This is a genomic window from Acinetobacter sp. YH12135 (assembly GCF_013418565.1).
Lineage (GTDB): Bacteria > Pseudomonadota > Gammaproteobacteria > Pseudomonadales > Moraxellaceae > Acinetobacter > Acinetobacter towneri.
The window spans coordinates 1-15,499 of record NZ_VPBU01000017.1; the positions used below are offsets into that span (position 1 = coordinate 1).

At 44.7% G+C, this 15,499-nt stretch carries 14 protein-coding genes; 1 reads left to right on the forward strand and 13 read right to left on the reverse strand.

Annotation, left to right across the window (positions count from 1 at the left end):
* Positions 1 to 96: transposase domain-containing protein (locus FTU70_RS10250; RefSeq protein WP_004785112.1), on the forward strand; the 96-nt coding region annotated here is incomplete at its 5' end.
* A gap of 95 nt (positions 97 to 191) precedes the next feature.
* Here the strand turns inward: FTU70_RS10250 and FTU70_RS10255 are convergent.
* The 13 genes from FTU70_RS10255 to ubiE all read right to left on the reverse strand — a co-directional run bounded on the left by FTU70_RS10255 (position 192) and on the right by ubiE (position 15,446).
* Positions 192 to 590, reverse strand: coding sequence for a Na+/H+ antiporter subunit G (locus FTU70_RS10255; RefSeq protein WP_004975877.1), 399 nt, complete (start codon positions 588 to 590; stop codon positions 192 to 194).
* 11 nt (positions 591 to 601) lie between these two features.
* A complete protein-coding gene (locus tag FTU70_RS10260; RefSeq protein WP_004975880.1) occupies positions 602 to 877 on the reverse strand; it encodes a monovalent cation/H+ antiporter subunit F in 276 nt (91 codons plus the stop codon).
* Positions 874 to 1,407 (reverse strand): Na+/H+ antiporter subunit E, encoded by a 534-nt coding sequence (locus FTU70_RS10265; protein WP_004975882.1) that lies wholly within the window; start codon positions 1,405 to 1,407, stop codon positions 874 to 876. Before FTU70_RS10265 ends, FTU70_RS10260 begins: the two co-directional genes overlap by 4 nt.
* A gap of 2 nt (positions 1,408 to 1,409) precedes the next feature.
* Complete coding sequence (locus FTU70_RS10270; RefSeq protein ID WP_180060551.1) at positions 1,410 to 3,218, reverse strand: monovalent cation/H+ antiporter subunit D; 1,809 nt, start codon at positions 3,216 to 3,218, stop codon at positions 1,410 to 1,412.
* Positions 3,218 to 3,583 (reverse strand): Na+/H+ antiporter subunit C, encoded by a 366-nt coding sequence (locus FTU70_RS10275; protein WP_004975886.1) that lies wholly within the window; start codon positions 3,581 to 3,583, stop codon positions 3,218 to 3,220. Before FTU70_RS10275 ends, FTU70_RS10270 begins: the two co-directional genes overlap by 1 nt.
* A 4-nt stretch (positions 3,584 to 3,587) precedes the next feature.
* Positions 3,588 to 6,425, reverse strand: a complete 2,838-nt coding sequence (locus tag FTU70_RS10280; protein WP_180060552.1) for a monovalent cation/H+ antiporter subunit A — start codon at positions 6,423 to 6,425, stop codon at positions 3,588 to 3,590.
* Between the two features lie 607 nt (positions 6,426 to 7,032).
* A complete protein-coding gene (locus tag FTU70_RS10285; RefSeq protein WP_179997305.1) occupies positions 7,033 to 8,406 on the reverse strand; it encodes an AAA family ATPase in 1,374 nt (457 codons plus the stop codon).
* A 16-nt stretch (positions 8,407 to 8,422) separates the two neighbouring features.
* Positions 8,423 to 9,925, reverse strand: a complete 1,503-nt coding sequence (locus FTU70_RS10290; protein ID WP_004975892.1) for a UvrD-helicase domain-containing protein — start codon at positions 9,923 to 9,925, stop codon at positions 8,423 to 8,425.
* Positions 9,926 to 9,947: 22 nt separating this feature from the next.
* Positions 9,948 to 10,730, reverse strand: coding sequence for a bifunctional phosphoribosyl-AMP cyclohydrolase/phosphoribosyl-ATP diphosphatase HisIE (gene hisIE / locus FTU70_RS10295; RefSeq protein WP_004975893.1), 783 nt, complete (start codon positions 10,728 to 10,730; stop codon positions 9,948 to 9,950).
* Positions 10,731 to 10,856: 126 nt separating this feature from the next.
* The gene (locus FTU70_RS10300; protein WP_131261096.1) at positions 10,857 to 11,936 is read right to left on the reverse strand and encodes a patatin-like phospholipase family protein; all 1,080 of its coding nucleotides are present in this window, start codon (positions 11,934 to 11,936) and stop codon (positions 10,857 to 10,859) included.
* A gap of 207 nt (positions 11,937 to 12,143) precedes the next feature.
* Positions 12,144 to 13,763, reverse strand: a complete 1,620-nt coding sequence (locus FTU70_RS10305) for an AarF/ABC1/UbiB kinase family protein (RefSeq protein ID WP_180060553.1) — start codon at positions 13,761 to 13,763, stop codon at positions 12,144 to 12,146.
* A gap of 13 nt (positions 13,764 to 13,776) precedes the next feature.
* Positions 13,777 to 14,490: an SCP2 domain-containing protein gene (locus FTU70_RS10310; RefSeq protein WP_154321106.1), complete on the reverse strand. Its 714-nt coding sequence runs from the start codon at positions 14,488 to 14,490 to the stop codon at positions 13,777 to 13,779.
* An 11-nt stretch (positions 14,491 to 14,501) separates the two neighbouring features.
* A complete protein-coding gene (ubiE, locus tag FTU70_RS10315) occupies positions 14,502 to 15,446 on the reverse strand; it encodes a bifunctional demethylmenaquinone methyltransferase/2-methoxy-6-polyprenyl-1,4-benzoquinol methylase UbiE (protein WP_004975907.1) in 945 nt (314 codons plus the stop codon).
* Positions 15,447 to 15,499: the final 53 nt, after the last annotated feature.

Below are 15,499 nucleotides of genomic sequence, written 5' to 3' on the forward strand. Positions count from 1 at the left end.
GCCTATTTAAGTGATGTGCTGAAAAGGTTACCGACACACAAAGTGACCCAAATTGAAGAATTGCTGCCGCACTGCTGGAAACCTAAATCGAATTAAAAAATAGGTATGGGATTCAGCGGACGCTTACAGCTTTTGCAATGTAAGCAAGGTTATATCGGATACGATGCTTTTTTTAATGCCTGACTAATATTCTAGACCAAATCATCATGGGACTTTTTTTCATAACGACGTAAATTACGACGTTGGCGTTGCCACGGTAATGGACGGTCTAAGGTTTCAGGCACATTGCCACTCATCGAACGTAAACGTAAATGCAGTGCTGCCTGTGCCATTAAATTGGCAGAAACAGGCGCGGTAATAAACGCAAATAGGGTGATTAATACTTCTGCAAAGCCAAATCGTCCTTCAAATGCCGCATAAATAATGGCTGCAATTAAGAAACTGCCTAGTCCTAAAGTGCTGGATTTTGTAGGGGCATGCAGTCGCATAAATAAGTCGGGTAGGCGAACCATGCCAATGCCGCCCACCAACATGAAAAATGCGCCAATAATTAAAAAGAATGACACTAAAATTTCCATGAGTAATTGCATGTTCATTCTCCTTAATCAATCACATGACCACTGGTGAAGTAACGCGCCAGTGCTGCAGTAGACACAAAGCCTAGCATCGCCACCAATAACGCACCTTCAAATAATGAGGTACTGGTCCAATAGATACCCAGAACCACCACCAAGCAGGTCGCATTTAAAAACAAGGTATCCAAGGCCAACAGGCGGTCTACAATTGAAGGGCCAATAATCAGGCGATATAGGCACATAAACATGGACAGCGTAATCGCAACCATGCAGATTCCAAGTGCATAAGGCAGAATCATCATTGCTTTTCTCCTGACTGTGCACCAAAAATTTCAATCAGCGGTTTTTCATAACGATTTTTGATGTCTTGAATATCTACACTTTCATCTGCAGTGTTTAAAGCATGCACCAAAATATCGCCACGGTCTTGGTCAATACCTGCTGTAACCGTGCCTGGTGTGGTGGTAATGATCATCGCCAAAATACTGTTGACCTGTTCGTGTTGTGTTTCGAGAGGGACACGGAACCATTTTGGCTGCATACGGTCTGTTGGGCCAAGTACCAGTTTTGCGACACGAATATTACAAATCATAATATCCCAGACCACCACGAAGAATAAGCGAATGGCTGCAGTCCAGTTGATGTCTGGTGTACGCGCAATAAAGGGCTGGATCAGTTTGGGAATCAAGAGCGCCAAGACCAGTGCCATCAACAGATTCCCTGCAGAAACACTATGCGCCAACATCAGCCAACTCAGTGCCACCAAGACAGATACAAACGGGTGTGGCAGCAGGTTATCCCAAAACGAAGTTTTTGGTCTCGTTTTTTGCATGTTTAGGGCTCCGCAGGTTTGAGTTGAGTATCGCTAGGTTGCTGTGCTTCCTGACGATTTTGCTGTTGAATCTGACGTTGTTTATAGTCAGAAATATGTTCACCTTCCAAAGTGTTCGGGTGAATCACGTATGGAATTAAGTGTGCATTAGCATCCAGACTTTCACCGCCATATTTGGTTTCAGGTAAATAAAGTGGGTCATAAGGCTGTACGCTAATCACATTACCCGCACGGTCTTTTTTCAAAATAATCGCTTCATAGGCCGCATTATGCTGGATTTGCTGGGCTGTATTGGCCATATAGTGCTGAATTGGGTTGGCAAATACTACATACAGCATCAAGCCTGCCAATAAAAAGTAAATCACACGGTCATTACGTGGCGGTGCAATAGCCGGCAGTGCTTGATACTCATGGTAAGCTTCAGCTTGAATGTCATCTTCAGGTTTGGTTGCACGCCAGAACAGAATAAAACCAACACGAGTAAAGGCAATAATACTCAGCAAACTGACCAATAAAATGATGCCAATAATCCAGCCTTGATAAGGGACATTGGCCGTGGCTTGTAAGATAAAGACTTTACCCAAAAAGCCGCTAAACGGTGGTAAGCCTGCCATCATTAAAGCAATGATAAAGTATGTTAATGCAACCACTTTATGCTGTTTCATTTGTGGTGCGATGGTGAAATGATCTTTGAATTGTCCACGTTGTGAAGTAATCCAACCGCAGAGCAGATAGAACGCAGCAGCAATGAGCGTACTGTGTACCAAATAATACAGTGCGGCAGACCAAGCCTCCGTGTTCATCATGGAAATGGCAATCAAAATGGTGCCAATTGAAGACAGCACCATAAAACCAACAAAACGGCGCAGACGTTCTGCACCAATGGCGCCAATGACCCCATAGAGAGAGGTAATGAGACCAATTGGCAGCAGCCAGTTTTGTAGAATTTTATGGCTGAGCGCATCATCAAATACAGTACCGTTGACCCGTAAAATCGCATAAACACCGACTTTGGTCATGATGGTGAACAAAGCTGCTACAGGGGTCGTAGCCACGGCATAGGTTTTAGGTAACCAGAAACCTACAGGCAACATGGCGGCTTTAATACCAAATACCACAAATAGCAGTAAGCCACCTGCCACCGCAATTTTATGTGCATCAGCATCGAGTAGCGGAATAAGACGTGCCACATCGGTCATGTTTAAACTGCCGACACTGCCGTAAATCATGCCTAAACCAATCAGGAATAGGGCAGATGCCAGCAGGTTGATGGTGACGTAGTGAATCCCGAGCTGAAAACGTGCTTTACCTTGTCCGTGTAATAACAGGACATAAGAGGCTAGCAATAACACTTCAAAGAAAACGAACAGGTTGAATAAGTCACCTGTGAGGAAGGCACCACAGAGGCCCATGAGCAGGAAATGCACCATGGTGTGGAAATAGCGACCACGTTCATCCCATTTTTTGCTGGAGAACCACAGCAATGGCAAGGCTAGGGCATACGTCAGGACTAGCATTAAAGCCGACAATTGATCCAGCACTAAAATAATGCCAAACGGGGCGGCCCATTCGCTCAAATTATAAATAATAATTTGCCCACTGCTGACTTGAATTAAATAGCTAATTGCAGTGACTAAACCGAGTGTGGCAGAAAGATAGCTAATGCCACGACGCCATGGCTGACGCCAGTCATGTGAGAGTGAACCAAAGCCCGGATTGCCTAATAGCACTAAAATAAATGCGGTAAAGGTTGGAATCAGGATGCTAAAAATAGGTGAATGCTGTAGCCAAAATTGGAGGAAATCAGTCATTATGGCTCATCCTCACGTGGGTCAAGCAGTGGATGTTCTTCTTTGGCATCGACGTGGTCTGTCCCTGTTTCATAACGGCTACGCAGCGCCAATTGCACAATAAATGCGGTGGTGGCAAAACCAATCACAATTGCGGTTAATACCAAGGCTTGTGGTAATGGGTCGGTGACTTTTGAAGCTTCAGTCAAAATTGCAGGTGCATTGAGCTGAATACGCCCCATGCTGAATAAGAAAATATTGACGGCATAACCAATCATCGCCAAGCCCAAAACCACAGGAAAGGTACGGGCACGTAAAATTAAATAGATTCCTGTCGCGACTAACATTCCAATGGCAGACGCAATTAAAAACTCAATACTAATCATTGCATTACTCCTTTGGAAGTGGGCCAGACATGCCTGAGTGACGTGAGTCGCCCAAGACAGAAATCATCAACATTACCGCACCAACCACCGTGACATACACGCCTACATCAAATAAGGCAGCCGAAGCGAGGTGCATTTCACCAATAATCGGAGGATTGACATAAATATGTGCGCTGGTGAGGAATGGACGTCCCCAGAACCATGCGGCAAGTCCTGTCAGACCTGCAATACTTAAACCCACGCCAATCCAGATTTCGTATAAACGTCCAGATTTAGCTTTGAGCATTTGTTCGGTGTGGTCTTGACCAAGCGCAATGTATTGGATGATCAACGCCATTGCGGTAATTAAGCCCGCAATAAAGCCACCGCCTGGTAAGTTATGACCGCGCAAGAAAATATACAGGCTGACCACAAGGGCGATAGGTAAAATCCATGAGGCGGTAATCCGCAGCATCAACGGTGAAGGATTAAAGCGATAGGTTAAACCTTGGGTCATGATAGTGCCGTGCGCACGCATACCATCCATTAAACACAGCGTACCAATCGCAGCAATGCCCAAGACGGTAATTTCACCAAAGGTATCGAAACCACGGAAGTCCACCAAAATGACGTTGACCACGTTGGTTCCGCCACCGAGTGGAATGGATTGCTGATTAAAGAACCATGAAATTGAATTGTGGTCGCGAGTCATAACCAGCCACGCAATCCAGCCGATACCAATGCCGCCACCAATCGCAATGAAGGCATCTCGCCAACGACGTGAACGGCTAGATTCATACGGGGTCAATTGTGGGAGCAGCGATAGACTCATCAGCAATAAAACAGTGGTGACGACATCAACCGTGATTTGAGTTTGTGCCAAGTCGGGAGCAGACAGTCCGACAAACATCATGGTGACGACCAAGCCAACTGCACCGCTGATTAAGACAGCTTTGATGCGCTCATGGTGGAACCACAGCATCATCCAGCAGGCAGAGAACAGCAATAACCATAAAACAATGGCAATCATAGGCGCATGTGTGAGTTCACGTGTGCCAGTTGTTAATCCCTGATTGAATAATGGTAGCGCGACCATGAATACCGTAAAAGCAATGATCCACACCAAATAGCTTTGCAGTGAACCATTTTCGGTTTTACGTTTGATTTTGCGTGAAACTTGTAGCAAATGTTTTAAGAATAATTCAAACAGCAGTTTGCCTTGGAATTGACCTAAATGTGGGTCGAGGTCAATTTCACGGATTTTTCCACCTTTGGCGAGCGAGAAATAGAAAATGATCCCGCCAAGCAGTGCAATAACACTCATCAGCAGGGGAAGATTAAAGCCATGCCAAATTGCCAGATGTGTGCCTTCAAACTGCGACAGTTGGGTACTGGCACGAGTCGTGCTATTGACAATATGCTCGACCAATAAGGCAGGCATCAAGCCGACTAAAATACATAAAACAGCCAATAAAGTTGCGGGTGCACGCATGCCAAACGGAGGTTCGTGAGCTTCTTTGTTTGGGACATCTTTACCAATTGGACCATCAAAGAAAACGCCGTGTACCAAACGTATTGAATAGGCCATTGCAAAAATACCCGCCAGTGTCGCAACAATTGCAGAAACCAACAGTACAGGGCCAGATAAGTTTGCTACCAGTTCAGTGAAGAACATTTCTTTGGACAAAAAGCCGTTGGTCAACGGTACGCCAGCCATAGAGGCCGCGGTAATCATAGTGAGGGTGGCGGTAAAGGGTAATAGTTGCCATAAGCCACTAAGTTTGCGTAAATCACGTGTGCCTGATTCGTGGTCGATAATTCCTGCAATCATAAACAGGGCCGCTTTAAAGGTGGCGTGGTTGATGATGTGGAAAATTGCAGCAGCTACTGCTAACGGTGAACCAATGCCGAGTAAGCACATGATCAGACCTAAATGACTGATGGTGGAATACGCCAATAAGCCTTTTAAATCTTCTTTGAAAATGGCAAAGAATGCTGCCATACACAGGGTAAATAGACCAATAAAGGTGACTAGGTTGTGATATAACGCTGCGCCTGCAAAAATTGGCAATAAGCGCGCCAGCAAGAAAATCCCTGCTTTGACCATCGTTGCCGAATGTAGATAGGCAGAAACAGGCGTGGGTGCAGCCATGGCATTGGGTAGCCAGAAGTGAAACGGAAATTGCGCACTTTTGGTAAATGCACCCAATAAAATCAGCAATAAAGTTGGTACAAATAAATGATGACTTTGAATTTGTTCAGTCATCATTAAGATTTGGTCAATTTGATAGGTGCCTGTGATTTGCGCCAATAACACAAAACCACCGAGCATGGCGAGTCCGCCCATGCCTGTAATGGTCAGTGCCATACGTGAGCCGCGTTGTGCTGCCTCGTAATTGCTCCAATAACCCACCAATAAGAAAGAGGAAATACTGGTCAGTTCCCAAAAAGTCAGCAACAAAATCAGGTTATTGGAGAGCGAAATTCCCAACATGGCAGCCATAAACAGCATGAGGAGAACATAGAGTTTACTGAGCGAGTTTTGTGGACTTAAATAATAATAGGCATAAATAAAAATGAGTGTGCCGATCCCCGTGATCAGCAAGGAGAATAATAAACCAAGCGCATCTAGACGAAAGCTTAAATCAATCCCCAACTGTGGCAGCCAAGACCATGTTTGAATGATCGTTTCGCCATTAAAGACTGCTTTTGCTTGAGTCAGGAGCAGAATAAGACTGCTCAGACTGACGCCAATCGCCCCTAAAGCCGTTACCCCGCGTGAAAATTGTTTCAGCCACGAGACAAGGGTTGTGCCCAGTACTAACGGTAACAATATAATAATCGGTAGCACACTCATATCCATTGTCGTGAATAGGTTGAAAACCTAAAGGATGAATCTTATCTTCCAAGGATTACAGGACAGCAACACACCATCCAAAAGATTCAATCTTGAAAGCCAATCAGTCGTGTCAGTAAACACGTAGTCTATTGTTTTGATGAGCGTATTGTCGCAACTTAAACTCAAAACAAGATCATGCAAAAATAATTTTACATGGCTAGGCGGCTCAAGCAGCAAAAAATATGCTGATCTTTCGCTGACGATGCAGCGAATAAGGTTGTGCTTGGTTTGGTTAAAGCTGTGTTAAAAATATTTAGATGCGTCAATCTACAACCTAGTTGAACTATGGATGAAGTTGATCTGCATCTGCTGCATTTTTACAGCATTCACCGTGTTTGAAAGGTCAATAGACACTATTCAAGGTATAAAAAAAGTTGTATTGCGCAACTTTAAAAACTACAGCAAAATCGGATTTTACTATAAAAGTTCAAAATTAATCTGATTTTATTACATGAATAAAACAACATCAATTTTTTTTGCATACAGCAAAGTCATTATATACCGTCTGTTATATGCGGGATAAAGTATTTCCTTGCTTTTTGCCCAAGTATGCCTTGAAAGACTTCGGCAATTAAGATTCAGGCAATTGATCAGGTGTTGGCTCACTATCCAATTGCTGTAAGCGTTGCAGCAATTCCTGTTTTTGTTCGGCAGTTAAATGGTTTTGAATCTGCTGCAAAATTTCAGCCGTGCCTAATTGTGTTGGGTTTTGTTCTTGTAGGCTGACGTCTTCTGTCGTGTGAGTGGTTTCTAGCACATCAGCATAAATTTCTGCAAACTGCGGTTGTAAACTTTGCCATGCGATGGGATGCAGCTGTTGATGTTCCAGTTTTAAACATTGAAAGCGTTCCGCTTGTTCCAAAAGTTCGCTGCGGTTGCCTGTGGCAATAATTTGTAAGCGCGGAAAAGCTTGATGTAAACGGGTCAGTATTTGTGCGGCCTGTTGTTGATCGAGCTGATGATCAATCTGGTCAATCAACAAAATACCATCTCCCTCGCGACACGGATACAAACTGTTTGGGTTTAGCAAACAGAGGCGACGTACAATATCGCCTACCAGAGCAATCCAGTTGCGCTGACTGTTCGACAATTGCTGATACAGCATATCTTTGCCCTGACAGCGCACCATGAGTTGTAATTTAGGCAGATGTTGTAGATATAAGTCTTCAATTTCAGGCAGCACGATTTGTAAGGCATCTTTCAGTGCTTGTAAACTCGGTGCATGCATTTGGGTATAGGCATGCAATAAGGACTGATTCAGGGTTTGTGCGAGTTCGCTTTGTTGTTGCTGATATAGCTTGTGTAAAAGCTGCGCACTTTGGGCATTTTCAATATCGGAAATTTCCCGCAACCATTCAAAAAAACGAGTAAATGTCGTGAATGGAATCGCAGCAATTTCGTAGGCATGTCCAGGTTGTAAAATCAGCGGATTATTTTTATTGAGTAAATTAACTTCATTCACGAAGCGTTCTGCAGGGTAGTAGGCAATCAGCGGTAGACCTTGCATCGGGTCATGTTTAATGGCGTGTTGATAGAGCTGCACCATTTTTTCAAGCTTGGCGGTTTCTGCTTTGCTTACTCCTACGCCGCTACTATTCAGGGTTTTATATAATTGCCAGTCACAATGTTGGGTGCTTTCAATTTGCGTGTTGCTTGATTCTGCCAAACTGCCTATTTCTGCTGGAATTTCCACACAAACATCAATTTTAGCTTGCAAGCGGTTGAACAAAATATCTTGATCTTGCATCACCAAACCCGCAGTGCGTAAGTCTTTATAGCGAGCGGCAAACCAGGTTAGTGCCTGATAACTAAAGCGTAATAGCGAAGTCTTCCCCGCACTTTGGTCTCCTAAAATAAGGGTGATGGGAAGATCGTGATAATTGAGTTCGAGTTTTAGGTCTGCAAAATGGGTGATGTGTCTGAAATGAACCGATGTAATTTTCATAGCGCACCTGCTGCAATTACCCCACCGCTTTGCGTAACGATGTCGGCATTTTTATTTTCAGTTGTTGTACCAAATCGTAAATATGATGAATATTTAAACTGACTTTAGCACGTGTGCATGCCACATACAGTAATCTTAATTCTTCATCGCTAATTTTATGCTCTTTGTCGTTCAGTTTAAATTGGTAGTCGTCTTCAATATGTACCCGATTCCATTCTAAACCTTTGGCTTTATGCGCTGTCGAAATAATATAGTCGGCTTGGTCAATTGGGGTGATTTTTGCCAACGCCCGTTTGAGTGGATTAGTACCATGATCATCCACCAGTTTGACCAAAGGTTTAATGTCGCTGCCATCGTTGGTTTCACAATATTCATGTACATCATGCCAAGAGTTAAACCATGCCAGTTCCGGAACGTCGGTCACACGTTTGCCTTGTTTGAGCATCGCGGCAGCATCCACAAAACGGTTTAAGCGCACATGGTCGGCTTGCAGACTGACTTTATCGCCATGCACTAAACCTGCCAGTAGCAGTTCCATGGCACGGGCGTTGGTACGGCATAAAATCGCATCACGCATTTTGGTATGCGGTTTGTTGACCACTTTGGAATGTAATTCTGGATTGCCCAAGAGTGGCACGGTTTCATTCAGCCCACCTAAAATGGCATTGGCGGTCAGGGCAATTTCTTCACCAAAACGGAACGATGTGGTCAGTCGTGATTCAGGCAAAGGTAATTGCTGCATGGCATTGATTGCACCACGCCAAGCATAGATTTGCTGATGCGCATCGCCCACATAAATCACTTGAGTATTACGTTGCTTGAGTAAAATGCCCAGCATGAGCGGGTCGGCATCTTGAGCTTCGTCAAACAGCACATAATCGGCAGGAATGTTGGGTTCAGACAAGGCCCAAAGTTTCAGATAAATATCGTGTCCAATGCCTGCCTGATGATTCGGGTCAATTGACTCCAACCAGCGTCGTTCTACCGCAGGATAAAGATGCTTTTGTAAGGTGTCGATGTCATCTGGATGCAACCAACTGGGTGCTTGTAAATGTCGTGGGGCAGGGTATTGCGAACTGGTCGAGCAGAAATGACTCACGGCATTGGCCACCAAACTGGCTAAACGACTTGGCATCAACACATATTTTTCATAGCGTCCGCCCATCATACGTCTAAGGGTAATCGGTTCTAAACGATACTCTTTGGCAATAAAACTTGGACTTAAACGGGGTAGGCGTAATTTGTCGGTGACTCCACGTGGAACGCTGCGATATGCAAGCGAGTGAAATGTACGACAATCGACCTGACGATGAAATTTACTTTGTGCTTCTGCGGCAATGGCTTTGTTAAATGCCAAGTACATGCCACGCCGTTCTGGCATGGCATCACTGATCATTTGTAAGGTCGTGGTTTTACCTGTACCTGCATAGGCAATCACTTTAAAAGATTTGCCCAGACGTGCATTATCTATAGCAGTGGCTTGCTCATAGGTCGGGCGAGGCTTGGTGATTACAGACACAGATCAGGGTTGGCTTTTCGCGTTAATGGCTACGGTTGGCTTTTTCAACCAAGCCTGATAAACCTTGACGACGAGCCAATTCATTCAGTACCACTTGCGGTTCAATATCGAAATAACCCAACATGACAATGCTGTGGAACCATAAATCGGCCACTTCATAAATCAGGTCATTTTTGTTGTTGGCATTGGCTTCGGTGTTGAAATCTTTGGCGGCAATAATTGCTTCCACGGTTTCTTCACCGACTTTTTCCAAAATTTTATTCAAGCCTTTATGGTATAGCTTGGCTACATAAGATGAGTCAGGATTAGCGGTTTTGCGCTCGCTCATCATTTGCCCTAAATAAGCCAAAACTTCAACCTGTTCAGCTTGTGCCTTTGATTGGCTCATGGCTAAGGTGTGAGCATTGGCGGCTTGTTCACCATAAATTTGATTCGGGTCTTTCAGCTGTGCATCTACAATTTCCCAACCATTGGCGGTGAGTTTGCGATAGAAACAAGATTCACGCCCTGTGTGGCAAGCAATTCCACCATGTTGTTCAATTTGCAGGATAATCACATCGGCATCGCAGTCCAGACGAATCTCGTGCACAGTTTGAAAGTGTCCAGATTCTTCACCCTTGTGCCACAATTTATTGCGTGAACGTGAAAAATACACCGCCTGATTTTTTTCGGCAGTCAGTGCCAAGGCTTCACGGTTCATCCACGCCACCATCAACACACGTCCTGTTTGATGATGCTGTGCAATGGCAGGCACTAATCCTTGTTCGTTAAATTTTACTTCATCGAGCCATTGCAAGTTATTCATGAGTTGTTCACCAAAATTAATTTAAATTGTATGGACGCTATTTTCTGAGCGCACGATTTTGCATCGTCCCTATAGTGTACGTGATTCAAGACAATTTACCTAAATTATCTTGCCAGATTTGTACTGTCAAAGCGTTTGCATAAATTGAGGGAAGTTTTGTTTTTCCACCATTTCCAGAAATTCATCGCCCAAACGCTGACTTTCTGCCACCGATTGTTTCCATAAGCGAATGCGCTGTGCCTGATCTAAACCTTTTAAGGTGAAGTCTTTACGATCGGGCAAACGGCCTAAAGGCAAGCTGCTTAAATATTCTGCCGAAGGTGATAGCAAGAGTGTCCGGGCCTGATTTTCAGGATTGGCTTTACGATGCTTCAACATTTTATCAAACCAGCCAGGGGTAATGCTGTCGGTAAAGTGTGGGTACAGCACAATGCCCTGACTTTGGTAAGGTAAATCTAGATGGTAGTCAATTAAGCCACCATCCCGATAACTGCCCACGGGCGCATCAGGAATGTCACGAATAGCAGACATCACCCCGGGAATAGACGCTGAGGCGAGCAGCCACGGTGCGACATTCTGCTCATTCAGGGCTTGGTAATGGGTGACAAAATCATCCTCTACCATAAACTGCTGACCTTGCGCAGGTTGGCTGATGACGCGTTGCATAAATAAGCGGTTATGTTTGCGCGCAATGGCATTGCTACCAATAATTCCAGCCACAGATGCTAGCAAAGGCAAGGCTTGGTCACTTTGGAAAATATGTTGAGCTTTGACGGAAATGACCGTGAGGTGATAGTCAGGATGCTGAATCAGTTGTTGTTGCTGTCCCTGAATCAGTTCAAACAGCATATTTTGACAAATCTCAGCGACTTCTTGGCGCGACATTTTTTTATGAAAATACAAGTTGGTATATAAATCGGACAGGCGTTCAGTGCCTTGTTTTGCGCCCCACGCCAAAATACTGGCAAAGCGCCAACTGCCAATTGAAGAACCGACCACAGTACGACGCTTTGGGGCTTGGGCAAAAAACTCGCCAAAAATAGCTTGGTCTAAGCCTTGAATGCCAATACCTTTGGGGCCGCCTGCTGCACCTGGAATAATATCGACGTGTTGGGCATGTAAGCCTTCTTGTTCAATCAGTTGGCGTGCCAGATGTCCTGCGCGAATACTGAGTGCAGGGGCACGTTTATGCAAAAGCTGAGTCATGCTTGATCTATAACGCTACAAATGTGCATTAATTGTAGGCGTGGTGATTTTTGCAACAATGGCGAGAGGCATCATTTGGTGACTGATGAGTCATGCGGTAGTTTTTAGGATGAGTTAGAGAAAATCAGCGTGATAAAAAAGCCTGCTTTAAAACAGGCTTTCTAATTTTTTTATCGTCTAATCAGTTTGTTATCAAGCAATGTGGCTTTATTTAGCTATACGCCAAATCGCCAAGAAACTTGCCAACGCGATTAAAACAATAGAGACATACCACGGTGCAATAATCGCAATGGAGAGGAAAATGGCCATAATGCTGCCAAAAATCCAGCTGCGTTTTTGCTGATGTTCCATTTGTAGACGCATGCTTTGTAATTCATGCAATTGTTTGGAATGCCAAGCCGATTGGTTTTTTAAACCATTTAAACTGTCAATCATTAAACTTGGTAAGTCTTGCGCACCCAGTAACAGGTCGGGAATTTGCTGCCCAATTTCTTTGACATTTTTGACTGGATTCATATTGGCTTTAATCCAATCCGTTAAAATTGGTTTTGCCAGTTTCCAGATATCCAGTTCTGGATATAAGTCTGTGCCCAAGCCTTCAACATGCACCAATGTTTTCAGGAGTAGCATCAATTGCGGTGGAATTTCCAAATGGAAACGACGTGCAATATCCATGACCTGAATCAGAATGCCTGCAAAGTCCAATTCGTGCATCGGTTTAGACACCATTGGCCCGACAGTACGACGCATTTCGCGGGCGAGGGCATCTTGATCTGTGCCTGGTGGAATCCAGCCAGCTTGATGTACGACTTGAATCAGCTGCATAAAGTTGCTGTTCATCACTGCTAGCAACATACGCGCTACGGTCATTTGGTCATGCTTGGACAGCTCGCCCATAATCGCACAATCTAGCGCAATAAAACGCGGATTATTCGGATTGATGGTTTCCACGAAGACGTTGCCAGGGTGCATATCGGCATGGAAAAAGTTGTCACGGAACACTTGGGTAAAGAAAATTGTGAGGCCTTTTTCTGCCAAATCGGCACGATCCATACCCAAACGATCAAAGGTTGCTGTGTCGGAAATTGGCACGCCTGTAATGCGCTCTGCCACCATTACATCTTTACTGTCCATATAGACTTCAGGCACATACATCATGCTTGAGCCTGTAAAGTAGTGACGCATGCGGCGGGTGTTATCCGCTTCTAAGGTCAAATCCAGTTCGTTGAGAATAATTTGACGATAGTCCTGAATAATTTCAGATAAATGTAGAGCACGTGCCGCTTCCAGACGTTTTTCCAGTGCTGCGCCGAGCCATTCCAAAATTTCAAAATCTTGTAGAATTTGCTGGCGAATATCGGGGCGGGTGACTTTAACCACGACTTCACGACCATCATGCAAGGCAGCGGTATGGACTTGCGCAATAGAGGCTGCTGCTAAAGGTTGCTCATCAAAACGGGCAAACAGGGTGTTGATGTCTGCCTTAAGGGATTGCTGAATTCGCATTTGTGCCATGTCAGAACCGAACGGTTTGACACGGTCTTGTAGCAATACCAATTGCTGTAAAACTTCAGGCGGAATCAGGTCACGACGCGTAGACAGCAATTGCCCAAGTTTAATTGCCAATGGTCCCATTTCTTCTAAAGCTTCTTTGAGCTTCAGCGGGTTTTTACGTTCTTTACTTGACCAAGCCGCAGGGTGCATGCGAATAAAACTGAGCGCATGACGTGCCTTTTCTGGTAGTTCTTCCGCAGGAAACAACGTGTCGAGTCTATAGTGCGCGGCAATGCGCCAAAGTTCGAGTAAACGTGAAACGTGCGGAATCATAAAGACTTATTCCCTAGGGTTGAGTGGAGTTTAAGGTGTCAGAAGCGGTATCTGGCTGTGCATCAAGCTGCGCTTGTAGCTGTTGAATTTTGGCTTCGGCGCGGTCTAAATTTTGTTGAAAAATGCGCGTGTCTTGTTGTAAGTCATCCATTTGCCAGCGTGGGGCAAATAGACCACTGTCTTCTTTTAGGGCATCTTCAGCAAAGAACAAATGGCTGTGTAGACTGCGTTTTAAATGCTTGGGTGCAAGCTGAATTTTGCCAACTTCATGAGCCAAAGCAGGACCAATCCAAGGGCTTAAATGTGCGGCCAAGTCTAGTTCAGCCTGCTGCATAATGCGCTGAATATCTTGTAAAAGATGATAGTCACCTTGTAGGGGAATATTGCCCACTTCATCGGATAGCAACAGTTTGAGCAATTGCACCACATTTTTAACATGCAAAGTGGTCGTTGCGGGGCTGATATTTTGCGCTTGATCAAACCTTGCGAAGCTAGAGCGCTTCTCATGCTCAAAAATAGAAGGCTGCTCGCTGTGACCTGTTGCAGTAGGTTCTAAACGAACTTTGTTGTCATCAAAAAAGACATCTACAGAAAGCTGTGGCGAATCGAGCACCACACGCAACATTTTGCCGTGTAGTTGGTTGAGCTGGATGCGAGTAATCGCATCCAAATCAATAACATGATGAATCAGTTTCTCAACTGCACCAAGGGCGAGAATTGACCACATTGCGGTACGCCTTAGAGTTTAAAACCACGGTGAACGGCAACAATACCACCAGTCAGGTTGTGGTAATCACAGTTTTGGAAGCCTGCCTGTTCCATCATGCCTTTTAAAGTGCGTTGATCTGGGTGCATACGAATAGATTCAGCCAAGTATTTGTAGCTTTCTGAGTCGTTTGCGACAATTTTACCCATCAATGGCAATGCTGTGAATGAATATAAATCGTAGAGTTTTGAGAACGGTTCAAATACTGGTTTTGAAAATTCTAAAATCAATAAACGACCACCCGGCTTGAGTACGCGGTACATCGCTGCCAAAGCTGCATCTTTATCGGTCACGTTACGTAAACCAAATGAAATAGTCAGTAAGTCAAAGCTGTTGTCTTCAAATGGTTCTAAAGTTTCGGCATTCGCCAACACGAAATCGACATTGGTACAGCCTGCATCAATTAGACGGTCACGGCCAACATTCAGCATAGATTCGTTAATATCTGACAGTACCACATGACCTGTAGGGCCAACTTCACGGCTAAAGACTTTGGCTAAGTCACCCGTACCGCCTGCAATGTCCAGTACGCGCTGACCACGACGTACACCTGACATATTAATCGCAAAGCGTTTCCATAAGCGGTGAATACCAAATGACATTAAGTCGTTCATAATGTCGTATTTGCTTGCAACCGAGTGGAAGACTTCTGCGACTTTCTGGGCTTTATCTTCACTGCTGACGGTTTGGTAGCCGAAGTGTGTGGTTGCACCGACATTGCCTGTGTTGGCACCGCGCGGCAAATTATATTTTGGCACTGAACCCGTAACAGGTGTATCCGTTAATTTTTGTTCTAAAGATTGTTGCTGACCTTGTGGAGCGCCTTGCGGTAGAGGTTCGGTTAAGAATGGACTCACTTTGTCTGTTGGTTGTGCCGACTCGGGAGTAGCGGTAGGCGTTTGATTTTCATTCGACATTGGAGTCACTCCTCAGGATAAAAAGGCTTAAGGCTGCAGTGTATGCATGATGA